17 protein-coding genes are annotated in these 26,765 nt (G+C 51.3%); all 17 read left to right on the plus strand.

The window, feature by feature from the left end; genetic code table 11:
• Positions 1 to 19 precede the first annotated feature (19 nt).
• Positions 20 to 499 carry a 23S rRNA (pseudouridine(1915)-N(3))-methyltransferase RlmH gene (gene rlmH, locus ACTNDI_RS06665; RefSeq protein WP_441100095.1) on the plus strand — a complete coding sequence of 160 codons (480 nt, stop codon included), beginning with the start codon at positions 20 to 22 and terminating at the stop codon, positions 497 to 499.
• A 117-nt stretch (positions 500 to 616) separates the two neighbouring features.
• On the plus strand, positions 617 to 1,165 hold the full coding sequence (locus ACTNDI_RS06670) for a DUF2284 domain-containing protein (RefSeq protein ID WP_441100096.1): 549 nt from the start codon (positions 617 to 619) through the stop codon (positions 1,163 to 1,165).
• Between the two features lie 214 nt (positions 1,166 to 1,379).
• The gene (locus tag ACTNDI_RS06675) at positions 1,380 to 2,399 is read left to right on the plus strand and encodes a PhoH family protein (protein WP_441100097.1); all 1,020 of its coding nucleotides are present in this window, start codon (positions 1,380 to 1,382) and stop codon (positions 2,397 to 2,399) included.
• 44 nt (positions 2,400 to 2,443) lie between these two features.
• Positions 2,444 to 2,965 carry an rRNA maturation RNase YbeY gene (gene ybeY, locus ACTNDI_RS06680; protein ID WP_441100099.1) on the plus strand — a complete coding sequence of 174 codons (522 nt, stop codon included), beginning with the start codon at positions 2,444 to 2,446 and terminating at the stop codon, positions 2,963 to 2,965.
• A 198-nt stretch (positions 2,966 to 3,163) separates the two neighbouring features.
• Positions 3,164 to 4,036 (plus strand): glutamate 5-kinase, encoded by an 873-nt coding sequence (gene proB / locus ACTNDI_RS06685; RefSeq protein WP_441100100.1) that lies wholly within the window; start codon positions 3,164 to 3,166, stop codon positions 4,034 to 4,036.
• Positions 4,037 to 4,048: 12 nt separating this feature from the next.
• Positions 4,049 to 4,612: a 5-formyltetrahydrofolate cyclo-ligase gene (locus ACTNDI_RS06690; protein WP_441100102.1), complete on the plus strand. Its 564-nt coding sequence runs from the start codon at positions 4,049 to 4,051 to the stop codon at positions 4,610 to 4,612.
• A gap of 116 nt (positions 4,613 to 4,728) precedes the next feature.
• Positions 4,729 to 6,195: a tRNA (N6-isopentenyl adenosine(37)-C2)-methylthiotransferase MiaB gene (gene miaB / locus ACTNDI_RS06695; RefSeq protein ID WP_441100103.1), complete on the plus strand. Its 1,467-nt coding sequence runs from the start codon at positions 4,729 to 4,731 to the stop codon at positions 6,193 to 6,195.
• Positions 6,196 to 6,367: 172 nt separating this feature from the next.
• Positions 6,368 to 9,007, plus strand: coding sequence for a DNA mismatch repair protein MutS (gene mutS, locus ACTNDI_RS06700; RefSeq protein ID WP_441100105.1), 2,640 nt, complete (start codon positions 6,368 to 6,370; stop codon positions 9,005 to 9,007).
• 6 nt (positions 9,008 to 9,013) lie between these two features.
• Positions 9,014 to 11,158, plus strand: a complete 2,145-nt coding sequence (mutL, locus tag ACTNDI_RS06705) for a DNA mismatch repair endonuclease MutL (RefSeq protein WP_441100106.1) — start codon at positions 9,014 to 9,016, stop codon at positions 11,156 to 11,158.
• 239 nt (positions 11,159 to 11,397) lie between these two features.
• Complete coding sequence (gene miaA, locus ACTNDI_RS06710) at positions 11,398 to 12,381, plus strand: tRNA (adenosine(37)-N6)-dimethylallyltransferase MiaA (protein WP_441100107.1); 984 nt, start codon at positions 11,398 to 11,400, stop codon at positions 12,379 to 12,381.
• Positions 12,382 to 12,589: 208 nt separating this feature from the next.
• Positions 12,590 to 13,855, plus strand: coding sequence for an aminotransferase class I/II-fold pyridoxal phosphate-dependent enzyme (locus tag ACTNDI_RS06715; protein WP_441100119.1), 1,266 nt, complete (start codon positions 12,590 to 12,592; stop codon positions 13,853 to 13,855).
• A gap of 386 nt (positions 13,856 to 14,241) precedes the next feature.
• Positions 14,242 to 15,465 (plus strand): NAD(P)/FAD-dependent oxidoreductase, encoded by a 1,224-nt coding sequence (locus ACTNDI_RS06720; RefSeq protein ID WP_441100108.1) that lies wholly within the window; start codon positions 14,242 to 14,244, stop codon positions 15,463 to 15,465.
• A gap of 472 nt (positions 15,466 to 15,937) precedes the next feature.
• Complete coding sequence (locus tag ACTNDI_RS06725; protein WP_441100109.1) at positions 15,938 to 16,819, plus strand: class B sortase; 882 nt, start codon at positions 15,938 to 15,940, stop codon at positions 16,817 to 16,819.
• 384 nt (positions 16,820 to 17,203) lie between these two features.
• Positions 17,204 to 19,354: a SpaH/EbpB family LPXTG-anchored major pilin gene (locus ACTNDI_RS06730; RefSeq protein ID WP_441100110.1), complete on the plus strand. Its 2,151-nt coding sequence runs from the start codon at positions 17,204 to 17,206 to the stop codon at positions 19,352 to 19,354.
• Positions 19,355 to 19,450: 96 nt separating this feature from the next.
• Positions 19,451 to 20,314 carry a class C sortase gene (locus ACTNDI_RS06735; protein ID WP_441100111.1) on the plus strand — a complete coding sequence of 288 codons (864 nt, stop codon included), beginning with the start codon at positions 19,451 to 19,453 and terminating at the stop codon, positions 20,312 to 20,314.
• Positions 20,311 to 21,582, plus strand: a complete 1,272-nt coding sequence (locus tag ACTNDI_RS06740; RefSeq protein WP_441100112.1) for a DUF7601 domain-containing protein — start codon at positions 20,311 to 20,313, stop codon at positions 21,580 to 21,582. The genes ACTNDI_RS06735 and ACTNDI_RS06740 overlap by 4 nt, the downstream gene beginning before the upstream one ends.
• A partial coding sequence (locus ACTNDI_RS06745; protein ID WP_441100113.1) for a VaFE repeat-containing surface-anchored protein occupies positions 21,579 to 26,765 on the plus strand: 5,187 nt, incomplete at its 3' end. The genes ACTNDI_RS06740 and ACTNDI_RS06745, both read left to right, overlap by 4 nt.

Raw genomic sequence — 26,765 nt, forward strand, 5'->3', positions numbered from 1 at the left:
ATTCAGGAACACAATCAATATGAAAATTACAATTGCCTGTGTCGGAAAAATCAAGGAAAAATATCTGAAGGCAGGGATCGACGAGTACAGCAAGCGGCTCAGCCGCTACTGCACGCTTCAGATCCTGGAAGCTGCGGATGAGAAAACTCCCGAAGGCGCATCCGTGGCGGAAGAGGACGCGATCCGGGAAAAGGAGGGAGACCGTCTCCTGAAGCTCATCCCGGACAATGCCTTTGTGATCGCGCTTGCCATCGACGGGGAGATGCTGGATTCTGTTGAGCTTTCTGAACGGATTTCTTCATTGACCGTACGTGGAATTAGTCATATAGTATTTGTGATTGGCGGCTCGCTGGGCCTCTCCCCGCAGGTCCTGCAAAGAGCGGACCGGAAGCTCAGCTTCTCGAAAATGACCTTTCCGCATCAACTGATGCGCATGATTCTCCTGGAGCAGATTTATCGCAGTTTCCGCATTCTGCATCATGAGCCGTATCACAAGTGAGTTCAGTGCTTGTATCAGCTTCGGAAGGGCAGGCTGCAGAATAAACGGCAATCACGCTGTTGACATATATACCAGCCGGTGTGCGCATCAGCTCCGGAAGGGCAGGCTGTAAATACCATGACAGATTTTGAAAATATTAAAAGTCATATAGAAACTTTGATTCAGGATCTTCCCGTGTTTGAATACGGTTTCCTGACACCGGAACAGATTCCTTTTACCGAGAAGGTTCGGACGGTCTGCCGGCTGGAATGCAAGCGATATGGAAGCAGCTGGTCCTGTCCGCCGGCGGTTGGCACCGTTCCGGAATGCCGGGAAAGATGCATGGCTTACCGGGGAGCTTTTTTCTTCTCCACCGTACACGAGGTCCGGGACAGCATGAACCTCACAGAGTCTTTTCAGACGAAGCGTTCCCATGAGCAGACGACCGGTCTTGTAGAGCAGAGAATGCGGAAAGCCGGTCTGGAGACCTACCGCCTCTCCGGGGATTCCTGCGGCATCTGCCAGGAATGCACCTATCCGGAGAAGCCATGCCGTTTTCCCGACCGTATGCATCCCTGCATTGAAGGCCACGGCATCGTCGTTGCAAAGCTTGCCGAGTCCTGCGGCATGGAGTACTATATCGATGAACACACACAGCTGTGGTTTTCTCTCATTTTTTACCGCTGAGATGCTTTCTCTGTCATAAGGAGGTCTTTCCGCCGGTATCTTCTCTCTGTCACCAGAGAGTCACTCCGCCGGAAATTTTTCTCTGTCAGAAGGAGATTTTTCCGCCGGTATCTTCTCTCTGTCACCAGAGAGTCATTCCGCCGGAAGATTCTACAGAAACGTACACGCCCTGTAAGCAGGGACACCATCATACATTTAAGCTGAGGATGATAAATTGGCAGTTATTGAGGAACAATTGGAAATTCCCGCAGAACATGAGAAGAATGTATACGGGGAATTCGATCAGAATGTAAAGAAAATAGAACGAACTCTTGGGGTGACTCTTCTGTCCAGAGACGGGTCCCTGAAGATCGTCGGTCCCGCCTCAAACGTGGCGGCGGCCCGCCGCATGCTGGAGGATCTGATCGAGCTTTCCACGCGCGGCAACGAAATCACGGAACAGAACATCAATTACATGCTGTCGATGGCGATGGAATCCAGAGAATCCGATGTTCTGGAACTGGACAGTGATCTGATCTGCCACACAATAAACGGCAGGGCAGTGAAGCCAAAGACTGTCGGTCAGAAGCAATACGTGGACGCCATCCGGAATCACATGATCACCTTCGGCATCGGCCCGGCCGGCACAGGAAAAACTTATTTGGCCATGGCGATGGCGATCACTGCCTTTCGAAACGACGAGGTGAGCAGGATTATCCTGACCCGTCCCGCTATCGAAGCGGGTGAGAAGCTCGGTTTTCTTCCGGGCGACCTGCAGAGTAAGATTGACCCATATCTGCGTCCTCTCTATGATGCTCTCTATCAGATCATGGGAGCCGAGAGCTTTCAGAAGAATATGGAGAAGGGCCTGATCGAGGTGGCTCCCCTTGCCTATATGCGAGGCCGCACACTGGATGACGCCTACATCATTCTCGATGAAGCGCAGAATACCACCCCCGCGCAGATGAAGATGTTCCTGACGCGAATCGGTTTCGGGTCAAAGGTCGTCATCACCGGTGATATGACCCAGAAGGATCTCGCCGCCGGCGTAACCTCCGGACTCGATGTTGCCGCAAAGGTTCTCCGTAAAGTTGAGGGAATTTCCTTCTGTGAACTTACCAGCCGAGATGTCGTCCGTCATCCGCTGGTACAGAAGATCGTAGAAGCCTACGAAAAGTACGAGAAAAAAGATACGGCCAGATCCCGCAGGGATACCCATGGATCCAGACAGGTACGGCCTTCTTCACGGAAATAGAAAGCTGCTGTTCATCGACAGCAGGAGTTTCAGAGGTGCAGATTATGACATTAAATCTAGAAAATGAGCAGAATCATGAGCTTCCATCTGACTGCGAGGAAACCGCCAGGCAGGTCATCCGGCAGGTTCTTGCTTCCGAGAATTGTCCGTACGAGGCGGAGGTAAACCTGACTTTTGTGGACAATGATGAGATTCACCGCCTGAACCGGGAGTTCCGGCAGATTGACCGCGCGACCGACGTCCTGTCTTTTCCTATGACGGACTGGGAGAGCCCCGCGAATTACAGCTGTCTCGAGGATGATGAGACTGCCGCGGGATCCTTCAACCCGGAGACCGGAGAGCTTCTTCTCGGGGATATTGTAATTTCGGTGGAAAGAGCAGATGAACAGGCGAAGGAATACGGGCATTCACTGAAACGGGAGATTTCCTTCCTGATTGCTCACAGCATGCTGCATCTTCTCGGATATGATCACATGGTCCCGGAGGAAGCCGCAGTGATGGAGCAGAAGCAGGAGGCAGTTCTTCAGGCGCTCGGAATCACACGGGATCCTGAAGTCCATTCATAAATAACGGTTCCGCGGATATTGCCGGAGCATGGATCAGGCATGGATTGCTCCTACCTTCTGACCGGTTTTATCCGCGGATTGGATTGCATTGGGCACCGCGGGCGCGGCGCCACAAGCTGTATCAAGCCAGCTGCTCCGTTGCTTCGCAGCTCCCGCAGCTGCCACATGGATTCGGATATCATTAATGGGAGAGCAGAGATGGGTATTAGCGCAGAAGTGAGAAAAAAACTGAAGGACAAAAAGAGAATTGTAATCAAGATCGGTTCCTCCTCGCTGGCACACAGAGAGACACAGCGGCTGGATCTTATCAAGGTTGAGGTTCTGATCCGGGAGATCTGCGATCTGGTAAACATGGGAAAAGAGGTTGTTCTCGTCTCCTCAGGAGCCATCATGGTCGGACGCGGGACTCTTGGAATCAGCAAGAAGGACGAGACCATCGCACAGAAACAGGCTTGCGCCGCTGTCGGACAGGCCAAGCTCATGATGATCTACCAGAAGATTTTTTCCGAGTATAATCACGTGTGCGGACAGATTCTTATGACGAAGCATACCATGCTCGATACCCTGAACCGATACAACACGGTAAACTGCTTCCGGGAGATGTTCAAGGCCGGCGTCATCCCTGTCGTGAACGAGAATGACACCATTGCCACCTATGAAATTGACTCCCTTTCCGTTTTCGGAGACAATGATCATCTGTCCGCCGTTGTCGCAGCGATGATCCACGCGGATCTTCTGATCCTGCTGTCCGACATCGACGGCCTGTATACCGATGATCCGCATACAAATCCCGACGCTAAATTCATCGACGTGGTGGACCGGATTGACGACAATCTGATGCATATGGGAAAATCTACGACAGGCAGCAACGCCGGCACCGGCGGGATGGCGACAAAGCTCTCCGCCGCAAGGGTCGCCACGATGGGCGGATGCGACATGATCATCGCAAGCGGAGAGGATTTTCATATTATACATGAAATTATCCGCGGAGAGCAGATCGGAACTCTCTTTCTGGCAGACCCGAAGGACGAGTTCTATCTCCTGGATTACCTGGAACAGATGGATACCTGATGAGGATAAGCTATGGACAAGAAAGCACTCAGAAAAATTGTTTTTTCCAGAAGAAGAGAAGCTTCCGACCCGGAAATAAAGGAAAAAAGCCGCGCTATCTTTGAACAGATCACACAGAATGATTCCTATCGAAATGCTTCCTCCGTGTTCTGCTACATGGATCACAAGCACGAGGTCATGACGCGTGAATTTATCGAACAGTGCTGGAGAGACGGTAAGAAGGTCGCTGTTCCGAAGGTAAACGGCGACATCATGAACTTCTACTATATCGAATACTTCGGGCAGCTTGAGCCCGGAATCATGGGCATTCTTGAGCCCATCACCCACTGTCCGGGAATCGTGCGGAACGCGGATCACGATGAGCGCGCGCTGTTCATCATCCCGGGCGTTGCCTTCGATGAAAAACGGCACCGCATCGGATACGGAGGCGGATACTACGACAAATATCAGGCCGAGCACACCCAGCATACGACCCTGGCAGTCGCATTTGAATTTCAGATCTTTGACGCGGTTCCCTTTGACGCACATGATATCTGCCCGCGATATCTTGTAACCGAAAAGCGAATTATACAGTAACCCCCCATGCCCCGCAGGCGGAGCGCCACAAACTGTGTAAGCTACGGATTGCTCCGTGCTTCGCAGCTTCCGGATAGTCGAACTATATCGGTGAATCAGGAAAGGAAAACAGAATTTTGAATAATCAGAGTTACGAACAGATCATCAGCAGTATAGATACCCGAAAACCCGCGCCGGAAAACGAGCCCTTCCGGCAGTATTATTTTATCGAGAGAGCGCGCCGGAAACTGGCAGAGATTTCCGAGAGAGCAGGAAGACCGCTCACCTTCAATGTAGTCACCTTCGGATGCCAGATGAACGCGCGGGATTCCGAAAAGCTCCGCGGTATCCTCGAAGAAATCGGATACAGAAAGGTTGAAACAGAGGATGCCGACCTTGTTCTTTACAATACCTGTACCGTACGCGAAAATGCAAACACCAGGGTATACGGCAGACTCGGAAAACTTCACTCCTATAAAAAGAAGAATCCGCACATGATGATCGGTCTGTGCGGCTGCATGATGCAGGAGGAGCATGTCGTATCAAAGCTGAAGGAAAGCTACCGCTTCGTGAATCTGATTTTCGGTACGCACAATATCTATAAGGCTGCGGAGCTGATCTCCGAGGCACTGGATCATCCGGACCGGATGATCATCGACATCCGGCAGAGCTCCGACCGCATGGTGGAGCAGCTGCCCGTTGACCGGAAGTACCCCTTCAAATCCGGTGTAAATATCATGTACGGCTGCAACAACTTCTGCAGCTATTGCATTGTTCCGTACGTACGCGGAAGGGAAAAGAGCCGTGAGCCGATCGAAATCATACAGGAAATCGAGGGCCTCGTCGCCGATGGTGTCCGGGAAGTGATGCTTCTGGGACAGAATGTTAATTCTTACGGCAAAACCCTCGAGAATCCCGTCACCTTTGCCCGGCTCCTCGAGCAGGTTGTGCAGATTGACGGTCTTGACCGGGTCCGTTTCATGACCTCGCATCCCAAGGATCTGTCGGACGAGCTGATTGAGGTAATGGCCAAATATCCGAAGATCTGCCGTCATCTTCACCTTCCGCTGCAGTCCGGAAGCACAAAGATTCTGAAGGACATGAACCGCCGCTACACAAAAGAGTCCTATCTGGCACTCGTTGACCGTATCAGGGCGGCGATTCCGGATATTTCCCTGACAACCGACATCATCGTCGGATACCCCGGCGAGACCGAGGAAGATTTTCTCGAAACGCTGGATGTCGTGGAGAAAGTCCGCTATGACAGTGCCTTCACTTTTATTTATTCCAGGAGAAGCGGAACACCTGCCGCTTCCATGGAAGATCAGGTACCGGAGGATGTCGTAAAAGACCGCTTTGACCGTCTTCTCGCCCTGGTTCAGAAAACCGGAAGAGAACAGACATCCCGATTCACCGGTCAGGACAAGGACGTCCTCGTGGAGCAGATCAACGAACAGGATGAGAGCCTTGTAACCGGACGTATGGACAACAACATCGTCGTACATTTTCCCGGTGACGGCAGTCTGATCGGACAAATCGTGACCGTTCATCTCGATGAATGTCACGGCTTCTACTATATGGGACACCGGATCGAAACGGTTTGAGACAGCGAAATGACTCTATATAACTGCCGGACCGACTTTTAGATCCTGCCGGATCAACTTTTTATAACTGCCGGACCGATTTTTTATAACAGTCGGATCAACATTTATTACAGCTGGTTCGTGCCCATGCAGAAGGGGCGTTCGTCCGATGAAAGAGAGGTTTCTATAGAAAATGGCATTGTCACCAATGATGCAGAACTATCTGGCCACAAAGGAAGAATACAAGGACTGTGTTCTTTTCTACCGGGTCGGCGACTTCTACGAAATGTTCTATGACGACGCGAAAATGGTGTCAGAGGAACTTGAACTGACGCTGACCGGAAAGGAATGCGGTCTGGAGGAACGGGCTCCCATGTGCGGCATTCCCTTTCACGCCGCGGATACCTATATCACAAAACTGATTGCCCTGGGTCACAAAGTCGCGATCTGTGAACAGGTGGAAGACCCTAAGCTGGCCAAAGGCCTGGTAAAACGTGAGGTCATCCGGGTCGTCACTCCCGGCACCGTGATCAGTCAGGAGGAGCTGGATGAGACCAGAAACAATTATCTCATGTGTATCGTCTGTACCTCCGACCGCTACGGCATGTCCATCGCGGACATTTCCACCGGACAGTGTCTGGTGTCCGAGACAGACACCGCGCAGAAGCTGAAGGATGAAATCCAGAAATTCATGCCGTCCGAAATCATTTGCAATCAGAGCCTGATGGTGTCCGGCCTCGATCTCGAGGATCTCAGGACCAGGCTCCGGATCTCTGTCTCCGCGCTCGATGACTATTATTTTGATGATGATTCCTGCCAGAAAATACTGAAGAAGCATTTCCATGTTTCCTCCCTGAAGGGTCTGGGGCTTGACGATTTCAGCTGCGGCACGATCGCCGCCGGTGCGCTGTTCCAGTACCTTTATGAGACACAGAAGAACAACATGGAGCAGATGACCTCCATCACGCCGTATTTTTCCGACCGTTTTATGCTTCTCGACAGCTCTACCCGGAGAAATCTGGAACTGGTGGAGACGCTTCGGGAAAAACAGAAAAAGGGGTCTCTTCTCGGCGTTCTGGACCGCACCAAGACCGCCATGGGCGCACGAATGCTCAGAAGCATCATCGAACAGCCGCTCATCAATAAAGAGGAAATCGAAAAGCGTCTGACCGCCGTTGAGGAGCTCACAGGTATGCCGATGATCCGGGATGAAATCCGTGAATATCTGCAGCCGGTCTATGACCTTGAACGACTGTCCAGCCGCATCGCCTATCAGACGGCCAACCCCCGTGATCTGATTGCCTTCAAGTCCTCCCTTCAGATGCTTCCTTTTATCCGTCAGCTTCTGACCGGATTTCAGGGGGATCTTCTGAAAAATGTTCAGAATGATCTGGATCCTCTCGAGGATCTGTTTCACGCGATTGACGACGCCATCATCGATGATCCTCCGATGGCCATGAAGGACGGAGGCATCATCAAGGATGGCTATAATGAGCAGGTGGACAAATACCGGGCAGCAAAAAAAGACGGACAGAAATGGCTGTCCGATCTGGAGGCTGAGGAGCGGGAAAAGACCGGAATCCGCACTCTCCGGGTTAAATACAGCAGGGTTTTCGGATATTGCATCGAGGTAACGAATTCTTTCAAGGACAAAGTCCCCGATTACTATCAGAGAAAACAGACTCTGACCGGGTCTGAGCGCTACAGCACCGACAAGCTCCGTCAGATTGAGGAACAGATCACCGGAGCAGAGGACCGGCTCGGTTCCCTGGAATATGAGCTGTTTTCCGATATCCGGGACACCATCGGAAAAAATGTCGCCCGCGTACAGCGCACCGCCAGGGCCATCGCCTGCCTCGATGTCTTCTGTTCCTTCTCGTATGTGGCGGAACGGAATCGCTATGTGCGCCCCAAGCTGAACAAAAGCGGGAAGATTGATATCCGGGACGGCCGTCACCCCGTCGTTGAAAAAATGATCCCGGACGATCTGTTCATTTCTAATGACACCTACCTGGATCAGCAGGAGCACCGCGTCGCGATTATTACCGGACCGAATATGGCCGGAAAATCCACCTACATGCGTCAGACCGCCCTGATCGTTCTTATGGCGCAGATTGGTTCCTTTGTTCCTGCTTCATCAGCCAATATCGGTCTTGTGGACCGCATCTTTACCCGTGTCGGGGCTTCGGACGACCTCGCAAGCGGTCAATCCACCTTCATGGTTGAGATGAGCGAAGTGGCGAACATTCTTCGGAACGCGACCTCCGACAGCCTTCTGATTCTCGATGAGATCGGCAGAGGGACCAGTACTTTTGACGGTCTGTCCCTCGCGTGGGCGATCACCGAATTTGTCGCCGATCCAAAAAAAATCGGAGCCAAGACACTCTTCGCGACCCATTTCCACGAGCTGACCGAGCTGGAGGGTAAGATCGCGGGCGTCAACAACTACTGCGTCGCCGTGAAGGAAAAGGGAGACGGCATCGTTTTTCTCCGGAAAATCGTAAAGGGAGGTGCCGACAAGAGCTATGGCATCCAGGTTGCCCGTCTCGCCGGTGTTCCCGAGGCTGTCCTCGCGCGGGCGAAGGAAATTCTCGATCAGCTGTCCGATGCCGACATCACGGCAGCCATCAAGAATCTAACGGAATCCCGTGCAAAGAAAAGCAGGCCGCGCCATTACGATACAGTCGACATGCAGCAGATGTCACTCTTCGATACGACCGATAACGACAAGATCATCAATGAAATCCGGGAGATTGACATCTCCACCATGACGCCGCTCGACGCGCTGAACATGTTGAACCATCTGCAGAACGAGGTGAAAAACCGCTGGTAAGCACATATGAGATCAATCGAATTACTGGATAAAGCTACAATAGACAAAATCGCCGCCGGAGAGGTGGTCGAGCGCCCTGCCTCCGTCATCAAGGAGCTCACGGAGAACGCCATCGATGCCGCCTCTACGGCAATCACCATCGAAATCCGGGACGGCGGAACCACCTTCATGCGGATCACGGACAACGGAGCCGGCATCCCCGCCGACCAGGTCCGGAGAGCCTTTCTGCGCCACGCGACGAGCAAGATCCGCAAGGTGGAGGATCTCACCAACATATCTTCGCTGGGCTTTCGCGGCGAGGCATTGTCAAGCATTGCCGCAGTCGCGCAGGTAGAATGCATCACAAAAACGCCGGAAGCACTGACCGGCATCCGCTACACGATCGAAGGCGGAGAGGAGAAGGAGTACGAGGAAATCGGGGCGCCTGAGGGCACCACTTTCATCATCCGCAATCTCTTCTACAACACTCCTGCCCGGGCGAAGTTTCTGAAATCTCCCATGTCCGAGGGAAATCATGTCAGCAGCTTTGTGGAAGAGCTTGCCCTGTCTCACCCGGAGATTTCGTTCAAATTCATTCAGAACGGACAGAACCGTCTGTACACCAGCGGAAACGGAAACCTGAAGGAAATCGTCTATCAGATTTTCGGCCGGGATCTCACCAGAGAGCTGATTCCGATTCACGCACAGACTGACCTGATGGAAATCGACGGATTCATCGGCAATCCGAATGTAGCGCGTGGCAACCGGAACTATGAATATTACTTTGTGAACGGAAGATATGTGAAAAGCCGCCTTCTGGCAAAGACAATCGAGGATGCCTACCATGGCTTTCTCATGCAGCACAAATATCCTTTCACTCTGCTGTACCTGAATATCGACGGAGAAAAGGTGGATGTGAACGTGCACCCGCAGAAGATGGAGGTTCGTTTTTCCAGCCAGGAGGACATCTACCATCAGCTCTGTCTGGCCATTCAAAATACGCTCATGAACCGTGAGCGGATCCCCGAGGTTCCGGTTGGACATGAACCGCGGCGCAGCGCAGACCGGCCGGGAAAGCTTCCGGTTCTCTCGAAATCTGCGCCGGAGCCTTTTGAACGCGTCCGGCGGATGGATGCTGCGGAAAGTGCGGCACCCACGAAAGGCGGTGGCGTGTCATCGGTCCGCGATGAGAACGGGAACTATCGAAGTTCCCCCCGCACGGACATTCCCACGTACGGTGTGTCCGGCACGAGCACTTCTGATCGTAAGAATACGAACGCATCGCCCCGCCAGGACACGGACCCGGTCGGCGGATTCCACAGGTCAGCTACCGCCGACAACGCAAAATCTCCCGAGGCGCAGTCTTGTCGGTTGGGTACTGCCGATAGGACTAATGAGGCTCGGCCTGCGACGCCGGGTACTGCCGATAGGACTGCTGAGGCTCGGCCTGCGACGCCAGGTATTGCTGATGAGACTGCTGTGGCACAGCCTGCGGCGGCAAACTCCGGGGCAGCTGCTCCCCGCAAACAGGATTTTTCCGCCCCGGAGCAGATGAGTTTCTTTACCTCGAAGGAAAAAGTTCTGTCTCCCGGCTCCAGAAAGCAGTTCCGCATCATCGGTCAGATCTTTGACACCTACTGGATCATCGAATATCAGGATGCTCTCTACATCATCGATCAGCATGCCGCTCATGAGAAAGTCAATTATGAACGGATGATGAAGAATTACCGGGAGAAAAAAATCAATGCCCAGATGCTGTATCCGGCGATTGTCGTGAATCTGAGTGCGAAGGAAGCGGGGATTCTGGAGAAGAACCTGGACGTCTTCGCAAAGCTCGGTTTCGAGATTGAATCCTTCGGAGGAAACTCCTTCAAGATCAATTCCGTTCCGGATAATCTGTATTCAATCGCGTCCGACCGCCTGTTCACGGAAATCCTGGATCAGCTGACAGAGATCGGAGACGTCTCTCCGGAAAGCATTCCGGAAAAAATTGCCTCCATGTCCTGTAAGGCAGCCGTCAAGGGAAACAGCATGCTGTCCCTGAAGGAAGCGGATGCCCTGATTGACGAACTCCTGACACTGGAGAATCCCTACAACTGCCCGCACGGCCGTCCTACGATCATCAAAATGACAAAGTACGATCTGGACAGAAAATTCAAGCGGATCGTGTGATACGATACGCCGCATGGAACCCGGTGTGCAGCGTAATCCGACACACTGTGAGGCTCCTCATGAACCGTGTGACAGGATACGCTGATAGATTCCCGGTAAATCGTGTGATTTGATATTCGACTGGGATCCCGAAAATTCCAGTGACACAATACACGGAAAGAATCCCGGAGATCTGTGTGATCTGGCAGTTATGATCAAGGATAAATAAATCATTAATAATAAGAGGGAAAGAAACATCCATGTCATTTGATTACGGAAAGCTGAAGAAAAAGCCGGTCCTTGTACTTACCGGTCCAACGGCGGTCGGTAAAACCGCCCTTTCCCTGAAGCTGGCAGCGGCGGTAAACGGAGCGGTCGTCTCCGCCGATTCCATGCAGGTCTACCGGGGCATGGACATCGGATCCGCGAAGATACTGCCGGAAGAAAGACAGGGAATTCCGCATTACCTGATCGATGTTCTGGAACCCGAAGAGGATTTCAATGTTGCTCTTTTCAAAGCCATGGCCCTCCGCGCGATGCAGGAGATCTGGAAAAACGGCCAGGTTCCCATCATCACCGGTGGAACCGGATTTTATATCCAGGCGGTGCTGAGAGACATCGATTTTTCCGAAAGCGAAGGGAAATCCGACATCCGTTCCGCGTATGAGAAACTGGCAGAAGAGAGAGGTCCGCAGGCTCTTCACGCCATCCTTGCAGAAAAGGATCCCGAGGCGGCACGGGAAATTCATCCGAACAATCTCAAACGTGTCATCCGGGCTCTCGAATTTTATGACCAGACCGGCACTCCGATATCCAGACATAATGAGGAGCAGCGGGCGAAGGACTCCCCTTACTGCTACCTTTATTTTGTACTCAATGACGAGCGGAAACGGCTCTACGACCGGATCGACCGGAGAGTGGATCAGATGATCGGGGCCGGCCTTGTCGATGAGGTTCGCAGTCTGAAGGCAAGAGGCCTCACGGAGAACAATGTCTCGATGAAGGGGCTCGGATACAAGGAGCTGTTCCCGTATCTGGACGGGAAATGTACGCTAGGCGAAGCGGTGGAGATCATCAAGCGCGACACCCGTCACTTTGCGAAGCGCCAGATCACCTGGTTCAAGCGGGAGAGCGGCATCATCTGGATCAACAAAAATGAATTCAACTACGAGGATGACGCCATCCTGAATTATATGCTGGCATTGTGGCGCAAAAAACTATGCGAAGACAGCCAGCCACTTTGAATTGATCTGTGCAAATCTATTTTTTCTAATAAGACAATCCTGTTGTCGTCTGCCGCCATGCTCCGCAGGACATATACATTAAACCATCATGCTCCGCAGGCGGGGCGCCACATAACGTATAAGCTACCGATTCATTATATCAACGATAGTAATATTCACTTTAAAGTATCAGAAACAGAGGTTAAGAATGACAGAAGAAGAAATAAAGATGTATGAAAGCTTCGGCATCGCCGAAAAAACCGCAGTTTTCTGCGCAGAGATCGCCGATTCTCTGCGTGAACGTTTCCGGAAGATCGATGAAACCGCAGAATATAATCAGCTGAAGGTGATCCGCGCCATGCAGGAAAACCGTGTCAGCGAAGCATGCCTCTATCCCTCCACAGGATACGGCTACAATGACATGGGCAGGGACACGCTCGAAAAGGTATTTGCCTCCACCTTTCACACCGAGGACGCACTGGTCCGTCCGCTGATTGCCTGCGGCACCCATGCCCTCGGAATTGCCCTCTCCGGAAATCTACGTCCGGGTGATGAGCTTCTGTCCCCTGTCGGAAAGCCCTATGATACTCTGGAGGAGGTCATCGGAATACGCCCGTCACGAGGCTCCCTCGCGGAATACGGCGTCACATACCGTCAGGTGGATCTGCTCCCGGATGGTTCCTTCGACTACGAGGGTATCCGAAGCGCCTTGAACGAGCGCACAAAGCTTGTCACCATCCAGCGCTCAAAGGGGTATCAGACCCGTCATACCTTCTCCGTTAAGGAAATCGGCGATCTGATTCATTTCATCAAGTCCATCCGTCCCGATGTTACCTGCATGGTTGACAACTGCTACGGAGAATTCGTGGAGCGCATCGAACCCACGGACGTCGGAGCGGACATGATGGTCGGCTCCCTGATCAAGAATCCGGGCGGCGGACTTGCCCCTATCGGCGGATATATCGTCGGAAAAAAAGAATGTGTGGCAAATGCCGCCTGCCGTCTGACCACGCCGGGTCTGGGCAAAGAAGTCGGCGCCTCCATCGGCACCAACCCTGCCTTTTATCAGGGCTTTTTCCTTGCCCCGACAGTCACAGCAAGCGCGCTGAAGAGCGCGATTTTTGCCGCAAATGTGTATGAAAAGCTCGGCTTCCCCGTTGTCCCGAACGCGACAGAGGACCGTCACGACATCATTCAGGCCGTCACCTTCGGAAAACCGGAAGGCGTCATTGCCTTTTGCCAGGGCATACAGGCCGCTGCCCCGGTAGACAGCTACGTCACTCCGGAACCGTGGCCGATGCCGGGCTATGATTCCGATGTCATCATGGCTGCCGGAGCCTTTGTACAGGGTTCCTCCATCGAGCTTTCGGCGGACGGACCGATCAAGCCGCCTTACGCCGTGTACTTCCAGGGTGGTCTTACGTGGCCACATGGTAAGCTGGGAATCATCATGAGCCTGCAGAAAGTGATAGACGCGGGGCTTGTCAGCTTGTAACGGTCTGCGGGGCGCCACAATGTATAAGTTATGCGTCACTTCACTGCTTCGCAGCTTCCATACCGCTGACAGGACGCCGGCTTCACCGATCTGTCGCGGCGTTCGCCTTCCGCTTCACGCCTTGCGGGAGCGGATGTGATTTACGCGAACAGTGAGCCGCAGCCGAATGCGAAGCATTCGTGTGCGGCGAGCGTCGCGATAGCGAGATAAAACTCGCGCAGCGTGTTTTATCTCGTTCATTTGTCCGCTCAGAATATAAAAAATACCATCGTAAAAATGCAGCTATCTTACAAAGTACTGGCGTAAAAATGCAGCTGAAATACCGGACACATACAGCAAATGCGCAGCAGTTAAACAGCAGATAAACAGCTGAGAAGAGGATTTCTATGGATGAACAGCTCATCATAATCGGAGGCGGGGCTTCCGGTCTTATGGCTGCCGTCACCGCCGCGCGAAGCGGACGGAAGGTAACCGTTCTCGAACAGAATGAAAAGCCGGGCAGAAAGCTTCTGGCAACCGGAAATGGCAGATGCAATCTGACCAATCTGGATCTGTCGCCTTCTCACTACCGGGGCGGAGCTTCCAGTCTCACCAGCCGTATTTTCACGGCCTTCTCGAACCGGGATACGCTTGATTTTTTCCACGGAATCGGGCTGAAAACAATTGACCGAAATGGCTGGGTCTATCCTTACACCGAACAGGCATCCCAGGTTCTTCATCTGCTCCTGCTGGAGGCGGAGAAATACCGGGTAAAGATCAAGTCAAAAGAACAGGTGACGGCGATAGACTGCCGGAATGGTCATTTTCTTGTCTCCACATCCACCTGGACCTATGAGGCAGGTTCCGTAATCATCGCTACGGGAAGCCCGGCGTCTGCGGTGCGCGGTGCCTCCGGCGATGCCATACAATTTGCCCGCGATCTGCGCCTTGACACCGTCCCGTTTCTTCCTGCGCTTGTACCGCTTCGAATCCGCGAAGATGTGACGAACCGCTGGGCAGGAACCCGGGTTCACGCCTCTGTTTCAATCCTGACAGATTCGGAATGCGTGGCGACAGATACCGGCGAAGTCCAGCTCACAGATTTTGGAATCTCCGGCATTCCCGTATTTCAGGTCAGCCGGTACGCGGCGGAGCGAATCAGCAGCGGATGTAAGGTGAGGGCAGTGCTCGATTTCATGCCGGATCTCTCGGAACATGATCTTGCCGCCGACCTGGAAAAAAGAACCGCACTGCGACCGGGAGCGCCCCTTTCGGAGCTTCTCATCGGCCTTCTTCCCGACAAGCTCATCCCTTTGTTCAGCGGCAAAATCGGACACGTGTCCAAAAACAATTCATCAGAAAACAGACGGAACGATTATCCGGATATTGCCCGTCGCATCAAGCATTACGTCGTTACCATCACCGGAACCGCATCCATGAAGCAGGCGCAGATCTGCTCCGGAGGAATTCCTGTGGAAGAACTGACGGATCATCTGGAATGCCGGAAGATCCCCGGGCTATACTTTACCGGCGAGGCCGTTGACGTAGACGGAGAGTGCGGGGGCTATAATCTGCAATGGGCATGGTCGAGTGGTTATGTAGCCGGAAGAGCCTGCAGCCGAAAGAGCTGATACAGTCTCTTACGCGCGTTCGCGCTTCATCGTCATACCTGTTGTTGTCGCTAATGTTCTTGCTCACTGGTGAGCAAGCTCCCCGTGAGCCAAGAACATTGCGACTGGACTTATACAGTAATTACCTTTTCTTTTTATTTACAGTCAGAAATTGTTATGCTATAATGCATATATTCACAGACAATTCTTATCATCATTTCATTAAAACTTACGTTTACCATCTATTTATCAGTATTCATTTCTGAACTGTCTTTTTCGGTCAGTTTTCCATTGTTTTGTTAACATCTTTTCTTATAGTCTATTTTTCTGCATTTTATTTTCTCTCCTCTGTTTCTGAATTTGTTTTCCATCATGTGATGTGCATGATTATTTTTCCATGCGCTCTGTAGCTTTTGCCTTTCACATTTTCATCTCAAAACCTTCATTTCTCTGTTTATTCCACAATCCTTTATCCACATTCGGAGGAAAGATCATGTATCCGAAGAAGTCTGAATCCACACGTCCAGAGAGAAGTCCTTTGCACAGGAAAAGGACTTCTCGGGAGAGAAAATTTTCCGCGTTGGAAATTATCCTGATCCTCGTCTGTTTCGCTGTCCTGGTCTTTTGCCTGTATAAGCTTCTGCCGAAGACCGCCGAGTACCGCAAATCCGCGAAAACCTACCGTGGGATCCGGGAAGATGCGGTCATCACACCTTCTCCAGATCAAAGCTCATCCGGATCTGGTAATGCGTCTCGGTCAGACGCAGACACGATCAACTGGGAATCGTTCAAAGGCATGGATGTCGTCGCGTGGCTGATGCTGGATGACATCAGTTATCCGGTTCTTCAGGGCGATGACAACAGCGAATATCTTCATGCGCTACCCGACCACACCTATAACTATGGCGGAAGCATTCTTCTGGATTCTGTGAACAGCAGGTATTTCAACGACCAGAATTCCATCATCTACGGTCACAACATGGCGGATGGATCGATGTTTGGCAAATTCCGCTCCAGGTACGTCAATGCCGGATACAGAGATCACACCTTCTGTCTGTATCTGCCGGACGGTACCAGACGTACCTACACTTTTTTCTCCGTTCTGACGACAGAAGCAGGATCACAGGTCTATACCTGCACGTTCCAAAACAGCCCTTCTTTTCTGGACTGGCAGAACATGCTGCGGAAAAGTACGAGGTATGAAAATTCCCCGAAGCCGGATGTAAACGCAAGGTTCGTTTCTCTTTCCACGTGTGACGGAATGGCTGGAACAACCCGCCGTCTGGTAATCATCGGAAAAGAAACAAACCTGGAAACGATCCAGCAACCGGCATCCTGGTATGTGCCTCCGGAATTGAAAGATCCCGTGCGCTGATCCGTTAAAAATTCGCCGTTAAAAATTTTAAAACGCTCATAAATCAGATTGAGCAATCTCAAAACCATTTTTTCAAGATCATCAATTCCTATATTCATAGAATTTTCAACATACGATCCAATGAAAAAGGAGGAAAAAATGCCTGCACGCAGAAAAAGAAGGGTGATACAGGCCCAAGGCCCGTAAACCACCATACCTCGCAAGGGCGCCACATATCTGTTGCTCTGCTTGCGGGGCAACACATACGGAATAAAGTCAACTGTTCCGTTGCTTCGCAGCTCTCGCAGCTGCCGCATGAACAGCGATTGTCATTGTAACAGCAAACGAAAATGAAGAAAGGAGAAGGGGCAGGCAAAGAAGGTATGCGCGCCCCGAACAAAAGGAATGAGAGATGTTAGAAATCCAAAGCCCAGGGTCAGTTATCTGGCCGCAATCAGCATGGCTGCCACAATGGCCATGACCTCCATGGCAGCTCCGGTTTTCGCGGATTCCGCCAACCCGCAGATCACCGCATCAACCATTGACACCACGAAGAGCGGAAGCATCACCATCTTCAAGGTAAAGGAAAACAACGGCAAGACCATTGACAACAAGGGCGTGCAGGGCGCGACCAGCTCAACCCAGACCCCGATGAAAGGCGTGGAATTCTCCGCCATCAAGGTTGCGGACATCGAAACTTTGACCACAAAGAACGGCGTCGGCGTTTATTTTGATAACCTCGACCAGGATTTCAAGAGCCTGATTCTGAATTCCGCAGCCAAAGACCAGCTGAAAGCAGCTGCAGATGCAAATGCAGATAAAACGGCTGTAACCAACAACTCTGATCCGATTGTAAAGCGTACAGATGGAAGCGGCGATACCCAGGCGTACACCACGGAAACCATGCAGAAGATGCTGGATACCATCAACGCGGCGCAGGGCGGAGAGAAGTCCCTGAATGACTTTGTGATCAACAACCGCGGCAACAACGCGAAGTCCATTTACACCGGCACAACCGATGCAAACGGAGAGATTGTGCTGGATCAGCTTCCGCTCGGCCTGTACCTCGTATGCGAGACCGACATTTCCGGCTACGATCCGCAGACCGGAGCTGACCAGTCAACAGCATCTCAGATTGCAAACGGCGGTACTTACAGCGACAAGAGCGGCCAGATCACCGTGGACCCGCACCAGACGGCGACCGGTCAGGATAAGACGATTGGAGATACCACCCGTGATGAGGTCGTTGCCAACCAGTCCAGCCCGCTTCTGGTTTCCGTCCCGATGACTAACCAGACGACCATCGGCAATAACACGGCGGGTACCGCATGGCAGTACGACGTCACGGTTTACCCCAAAAACCAGACCATCAACAACCCGAAACGGATCATCAAGGAAGACGATAAGAACACCCTGATTGACCACGGCGATTATGAGATTGGTGAGACGGTTCATCAGGTCCTTCTTCCGGAAGCACCGATGCTGCAGGACGGCAACGCGTACACCAAATTTGTCGAGACTGATACCATGGATAACGGTCTTACCTTTGACAAGATCAACGGCATCTACATCGTTCCCCGTATTACGAACCCGGAGAAGATGACCGATTACGGCACCCTCAATGACAGCTTCCAGCTTCAGAGCGGAAGCGCGGTCGAGCTGACAAATGCCGATTACACCCTGGCAAAGAGTGAAAAAGATAGTGACGGAAACAGCTTCTTCACGGTTACTCTGACCAATGCCGGACTTGCGAAGCTGAACGCGATTACCGAGGACAGTCAGGTCATGATCCTGTTTGATTCCGTACTGAACAAGGATACCCAGCATGTCGGCGATCAGGTCGAAGAAGAGAACCAGCCGACCCTGACCTGGAACACTTCCGATAACGGCGGCGAAACCGATACCGACCATTCCATCAAGGGCAACAAGGTTGGCGTATATACCTACAAACTGAATGTAAAGAAAAACGGCGTAAAGGATCCAACCCGGGTTTTCTTCACCTTCAAGAGAGAAGGAACCGGAGCAGGCGGCAATGAGAATCACGTGAAGGACAGCGATGTCCAGTTCGTCAAAGAGGGAGACGGCACCTACCATCTGTATGACCGCACTTCAGATGACACGGAAAACATTGTGACAACCGTACATCCGGGTTCCGACGGCAAACTGTACATCAAGGGCCTTGATGAAGAGCACTACATCATGACCGAGACCGCGACCGAAGGAAGAGAAGATGAGAGCGGCGCAAAGAGCCACGAGCTTCTGAAGTCCAAGGTGACGATCGCCCTGACTTCGGTTCCGACCGACGATTCCAACTCCAACCACGGTGTAACCGGTGCTCTGGATGCAGACAAGACCACCATTACCGCGGACGGAAATACCGCAGCGATCTCCGTAAATCAGGGTACGGCTTCCTTCAATGTCGAGAACTATGAATCCCTGAACCTTCGGACCGGCGGAGAGGGCCGTGCAATGGTTTACGGCGCAACCCTCCTGGTCGTTGTCGGAGCGGGCAGCGTTCTTGTTCTGGCTACCAGAAAGAAAAAGAAAACCGTATAAGTCCTGACACAATCCGACATCCGGCGGGACATGGGAAATGTTCTGCCGGATCATCCGATTGCAGCAGGAAAAGAGAGAAGAAGAGAGGACACCCTGATGAAGCGAAAAATACTACTTCTTGCCGTATGGCTGATTCTTACTGCGGGAGTCGCGGGACTTCTTTCTCCCCTGATCCTTGATCAGTACCATCTGGCGACTGCGGTAACAAAGTATACCGGTTACAGCAGCGAAATCGATGGCATGAGCGAGTCAGAGATTGCGGAAGAAAAAGAAAAAATAAAAGCATATAACCAGAAAATCGCCAAACAGCAGAAGGAAAGCTTCTTCAGCTATCGGGGCGCGGATGCCACGGATTCGGAATATGAATCCATCCTGAACCAGAAAGACGGCGCGATGGCCTACATCATTATTCCGAAAATCAACGTCTACCTTCCGGTGGCGCATGGGACAAAGGACAGTGAGCTGGAATACGAAACCGGGCACATGTACGGGACGAGCCTTCCGTATGGCGGAGACAGCACCCACGCGGTGATTGCCGGCCATACAGGGCTCATCAGCAACCGGATTTTCACCGACCTGACAAAGCTTGCGAAGGGCGACAAGTTCTACATCCGGATTCTGGATGAAGAACATGTCTACACGGTGGAAGACATCCGTGTCCTTTTGCCGGGTGACTGTGATCCCTACCTGCAGGTGGAAGACGCGAAGGATCTCGTCACGCTTTACACCTGTACGCCTTACGGCATCAACGACCACCGGCTTCTTGTTACCGGGAAACGGACTTATCCGGATATCCCTGTCAAATCCGAAGGAGAAACAATTTTCCTGAAGAACAACGACAAGCTGCCATGGATCAAGATGGCGCTGCTGCTCTCGATTCCTGCCGCTCTTGGAACGATCGGATGTGTGTGCATTCTGAAAAAAAAGAAAACGAAAAAGAAAGGAGAAAGCGAAGGATGAAAGGAACATTTTTAAAAAAACTGTTCTGCCTGTCCTGCTGCGCAGCTCTTGGGTTGTCTGCAGTGCCTGTTGGCGCGGCGGAGAATCCGGACAGCCGGTCATCCGTCATTGATCCGTCACAGACCGGAACGGTTGTCATCGACTATCAGGACACCGTGGATGGAAACGATCCGGTTACGGACGCGGAATTTACGTTCTACAAGATCGCGGACCTGAACATGCAGATCACGGCAGAAGATGCCGCGGACCTGCCCCAGAAGTTGGCAGACGAAAATGCCACGGTGGTTCCCGGATCCGGAACAAAAACGGACACAGGCGTGAACGCAGCGACTGCCGCAGATACAGACTCTGCGGCAGATACGGATGCAAAGACGGAAACGGAAGCGGTAAGCTCCGAATCCGCAACGGACAACAGCCCGGAAGAGGGGGCAGAAAAACCGTCCGCAGACGAACCGGATACGGTCACATCCGTAGGAAACCAGTACGTTTCCATCATTCCGGATCTTGTGATTGATCAGACTACGGACGCAAAAACGATTGCGGCAAAGGTACAGGCATATTACAAGGACCATCCGGAGATCAGACCCTGTTATACCGGAAAGACGGGAGAGGACGGAAAACTCGCAATCAGCGGGATGGAGCTGGGCGTTTACCTTGGAATGGAGACCTCTCCGGCAGCAGAGCATTACGCGTCTGCCCCGTTCCTGTTTCAGCTGCCGTTCAGCGACGGAGAGGGAACCGGACGTACCTTCTGGAATTACGAACTGAAGGTGGAACCAAAGGCCCTGCCCGCGGGCGAGATTGTCGTCAGCAAGCAGGTAACCGGCAGTGCCGGAGACACAAAGCAGGCGTTCCATTTCAAAGTAGAATTCAAGACGACGGATCACGACCTTACCGTTCCCTACCAGATATCAAACGGGACAAAAGGTACCATACAGACCGGAGACACAATATCTCTGAAATCCGGAGAAATCGCAACCATTACGATGATTCCATGTGGTTCGGACTACAAGGTAACCGAAGTGGAAGCGAACCAGGATGGATACAAGACAACATCAGAAGGCACATCCGGACGCATTATGCGGAAAAGTCCGGCGCAGGTAAAATTTGTCAATCATAAAGACAATCCGCCAACACCGACGCCTCCAAATAAAACAGGTAAAACGCAGACGAGTGACAATCCACCCGTATTATATGGAATCCTGGCAGCTGTTTCATTATGTATGATTGGAATCGTGCTTTTTTCACGCAGGAGGAAGAAAAAATGAGGAAATATCAAAAAACCCTGAATGTCATCCTTGCGGTTGCGTTGACCTTAACAAGTTTTCCTGTGACAGCATTTGCCGGGGAAGCAGTACAATCATCCTCCGAAAGCATTCTTTCCACATCAGACTATTCTGGCAGTTCACAGGCATCCTTCACGGACACTACTTCGAAATCACCAGATATTGTTTCTGAATCGGAATCAGATGGATCAGAGGCAGCAGACGATGCGGAAAAACCAACCGCAGAAAAATGCCAGGATGAAACAAACCAGAAAACAAAAAACAATCTTCCGTCCGCCCGCCTTCTGGTCGGAACAGACGATGCTTCAGTCATTGCAAAGGATCAGGGAAAAATTCTGTCTTCGTATGACGATGTCTACCTGATCCAGTATGATTCAGAAGAAGCGGCAAAATCCGCATACGAACAGTATCAGTTAAGCGCTGATTTTGTAGACTTTGATACTGCAGAACTGGAAGCAGCGGACAGTGACAATATCACGGATGTATCCACAGATGAAATGACCCAGGATGCCAACCCGATCACTTCTCTGGAAAAAGCATCCAGAGAAGCAAACCAGGCAGGAAAGAAAAGCATCTCCGCGGATTCCGTGATTGCCCTGATTGATACCGGCGCGTCCATAGATGACAACGTCATTGAGGCAGTTTCCATGCTGGGTGATAATGCGTCAGATGACAATGGTCACGGAACGAAAATGGCAGAGGATATCAGATCGGAGAACCCCGATGCCAAAATCCTATCCATCAAAGCATTGGATCAGAACGGAAAAGGAACGCCATCATCCGTTTATGCGGCGATCCGTTATGCCATCCAAAGAAAAGTCCGTGTCATTAACCTGTCCCTATCCGGCGCCAAGAAAGGAGAAACCTCTTCGATCGCGGATGTCATCAAAGAAGCAGTAAATGCAGGCATCACTGTAATCGGCGCTGCCGGAAATAACCGTACCAATGCCAGGTATACGATCCCCGGATCCGTAGAAGAAGCGATTATCGCTGGCTCTGTCGATGAAAATGGTGTGAAGGCCGGCACCTCCAACTATGGCGAGACGGTAGATTATTATGTCGTTTCCACATCGACTTCCGAAGCAGCTGCGCGTCTTTCCGGCATCTTCTCCAGAGAAGGAAAGATTACCGCTGATAAAAAGACGGTCTATACAACCGCAAAAACGGACGATAACAAGAAGGATGAAGATATCAACATGAATCCCTCCGATGATATTGAAACGGCCAATGTCGGATCAGGCAATACCGGAGCAACCGGAGGAGGGTCAGTTGTTGGCGACATCCATGGATTTTATGTCTGGTATGATGCCGGAAAAGGTGCAAATGCCGATATTGGCAACGACGATGAAGTTACCAGAAAGATTACCGATTTTCGGACAAAAGCGATCGAACATAATGCCATCGGTGGTGCACTCAGTTCTATAGATCATAATGGAGTCGAAAACTACGTTTCTCTGTATAATAGAGCAGCAAGGGGTGCCATACTGGAAGCAGCTCAACGCTCCAAAACACATAAAGCCAGAGTTGTTGGAGCGATTGGTATATATACAATAGGAAAAGACGGCAGTACAGCCTATCCTGTTTACAATCTTACAGAAACAACCTGGCAGAAAGTAACCGGAATGCGGGCAGATGATGGTACCGGTCTTCCGGGTTCAACCTGGGATTCCGTTCATTACAACAACGGTCAGGCTACAAATCAGAACTGGAGAGAATGGACATACCAATATGGTCTGAGTAATGTGCGTAATGGTGCAACCTTCCCAAGGACCACAGTTATTGTCTACGCCGTAGCAGAAGACGAACCGTCATCACCTCCCGGTGGAGAGATCAACTTCAGAATTGATAAGACGTTAAACGGCATCCAGGTAACAACTTACACCTCCTACTCAAACAGCGACTTCACATTTGAAATTAAAATGCGCAATTATGGAGGCAGCAAACCTTCGTCACCGAGTGTAGATGATGGTAACTGGAGTACATTGTCCACAAATTACCATCCGGGCCAGCAGGTAACCCGAACCGTCGCCGGCGTTTCTTCTACGTACAGCAGCCTCAACGACTGGATCGCTAAAAACAAGTATTATGTGATTGCATATCGTGAAACCGGAGCACCGTCCGGTGTAACGAAGGATGACGGATGGAAGTACGTGACCATTGAGATGAAAAATAATGGTTCAGGTACAGCAGTAGCGTCAGGATCCGCAACAATCACCGTCAATAACACCTACACCCCTCCGGATGGTGAGCTCAAAATCAATGTAAAGAAGTATGTCGATGGCTCCCAGGTAAGCGGCTACAGCAATAACAGTTATTCGTTTGAAGCAAAAATCCGCAATTTTGGCACCACGAAACCTTCCTCCTATAGTGTAAATGACGGCAGCAATAAGTGGTATGACTGGGGTGAGACCATCCATCCGGGTGAGAACAAACGAATCGTCAACGGTGGCAGCATGATATACAGCAGCGTCAACGATTGGATCGTGCACAACAAGTATTTTGTAATAGCGGTTCGTGAAACCGGTTCACCATCCGGCGTATCCATAGACGACGGCTGGCACTATACACTCGTCGAAATGACTGCAGATGGTTCTGCCAGGGCGGTGTCGAAAGCCGTAGATACAGGATCAGATCCTTCCGTAAGGATCGATGATTATACCACACCGCCATCTATTACAACAACACCTACACCGCCGCCCACAACGCCGACTCCTGAACCGCCAACGCCTACAACGCCGACTCCTACCCCAAAGAATGGCTCCCTTCGTCTTCACAAGTCATCCTCCAATCCGGAGATGACCGAAGGAAATCCGTGCTATACACTGAAAGGTGCAGTGTATGGCGTCTATAAGGACAAGGCTTGTACGCAGGATACCGGAAAACGGTTGACTACGGATGCAAACGGCGATTCCAATACGGTAGAGCTTGAAGTAGGAACCTATTACGTCAAAGAGCTGACAGCTCCCAAAGGGTATGTTCTGTCAACTGAAGTAAAAGGGGATACTCTGACAGAGGGAACGACAAAAACAATCGAAGTAACCGACGCGCCCGGAACCGACCCGATCGGTATTACGATCAACAAAAATACGGCAAATGCTACCGCAAATGTTCCCTCGCTGGAAGGGACGGAGTTTACCGTAAAGTACTACAACAATTACTACAGCAGCCTGTCGGAACTTCCGGAGAAGGCGACAAGAACATGGGTATTTGCGGCGAAGTGGAATGCAAGTAGTAAACGTTATCAGGTATTGTTAAATTCCACGTATAAAATAAGTGGTGATGCACTGTACACAGTAACTGATTCTTCCGGGACACACACAGTAGTCCCTTACGGCATTATCACAATTCAGGAAACCAAAGCCGCAAATGGTTATCAGAATGATGCATCATTTACTGGCAGCGGAACCGGCTACGGATCTGTCGTCCTGGCAAGAGTGGATGACAGCGGAAATCTGATTTCTGTGAAAACAGGGAACAGCCTGTCAGACACGTCGTTGGATGTCAACGATACCCTGATTCCGGTACCATCCACCAGTCTTCGTAACGAGGATGGGTCACAGTATACGGAAGCTAAGAAGGATGTCAAACTCACAGATACGGTAAGCATTAAGAATCTGAACTCCTATATTGGAAAGACGATCACGGTATCCGGAACGCTCTACGATAAGGCGACCGGGCAGCCGCTTACCATTAACGGAAAGACAGTAACCGCTTCGACCACCATGAACGTAACCAGTGAAACCGGAGAAGTGAAGAACGTCTTCACGTTCGATGCAGCCGGCATGCAGGGGAAGACCGTGGTGGCAACAGAGTCTATCCTTGTCGATGGAAAAGAGGTTGCCTCTCATAAGGATCTGAATGATACAGAACAGATGGTTTTCTTCCCGAAGATCAGCACGATCCTGTATCAGGATGCCAATGGAGACAAGACCGCGAATGACGGAGAGAAGATCATTGCCTTTGATCTGGACAAAAACGGAAAACCGGTACAGGCAGCGGATGATACGAAGGCATTTGATACCAACGTCACGCTGACCGACCAGGTAATCTATGAAAACCTCGCTCCATCCAAGGTATACGAAGTAACCGGAAAGCTGATGAAGGTGAATGCGGATGGAAGTCTTACCGATACCGGAATCCGGTCAACAGAAACCTCGTTTAAAACAGGAGCAGCGACAGGCGGAAATCTCACAGTTTCTGGAAGCGCGGACATTCATTACAGCTTTGATGTCATGCAGTATCAGAACTGTCAGCTGGTTGCTTTCGAAACACTGAATCTTTCCGGAGAGTCCGTATCGGCAAGAGAAGAAGAGAATATTGAGGCACAGAGGATCCGTATCCTGGTGTCAACGCCAAAGAAAGTAGTCTCCAAGGTCAGCAACAACCGTTATGAGATCCATACATGGAGCATCACAACAAAGATCCCGTCCGGCATGGAGGATTCCAAACCGGAGCAGAGAGGAGCGTCCTTCACAGATGCGATTGACTCCCGTCTGGATTACAAGGGAAATGTAAGAGTGGATGTGGTTGATTCCGAGGAAATGAACGCAAAGGTTCTTCTGACATTGGGCAGTGGAGATTACACCATTTCCGGAGCAACTGAAGGAACCGCGGGTGGAACACTGAAAGTCACTCTGACAGCCAGCGGACTGGAGAAGATTTCAAAGAAACAGTATGAGGGCGTGGATTATTTACGGCTGCGCTTTGATACACTGATCAATCAGACCGCGGAGATTACACCTGAAAATGGAGTAGACATCCCGAACAAGGTCGAAATGCGCTGGGATGATCTCGGAAAAGTTCTTCTGATGCATGGCGATGACCATGTAACCTCCGGATCTGTCCGTATCATGAAGATTGACAGCAACCATCAGTCCCTTGCCGGAGCGAAATTTGTTCTTCTGAAAGCGGATAAGTCCCGGTATCAGCAGAACGGCAGCACCGGAGCAAATCCGAAGGATTATTCGGAGCAGGTATCCGGAACCGATGGCTATGTCACATGGACAGGACTGGAAGACGGCACGTATTACATCCGTGAGACAGCAGCACCGAACGGAAAAGAACTGCAGTCGGATGACATCAAGGTGGTGCTGAAAGACCATAAGGTTGCCAGTGTCAATGATACACAAGTTACCAATCCGGTATTCCGGGTTGCGGACAGCGGA

Origin of the sequence: Bilifractor sp. HCP3S3_D3 (assembly GCF_052063915.1) — a bacterium.
Classification (GTDB): domain Bacteria; phylum Bacillota; class Clostridia; order Lachnospirales; family Lachnospiraceae; genus Bilifractor.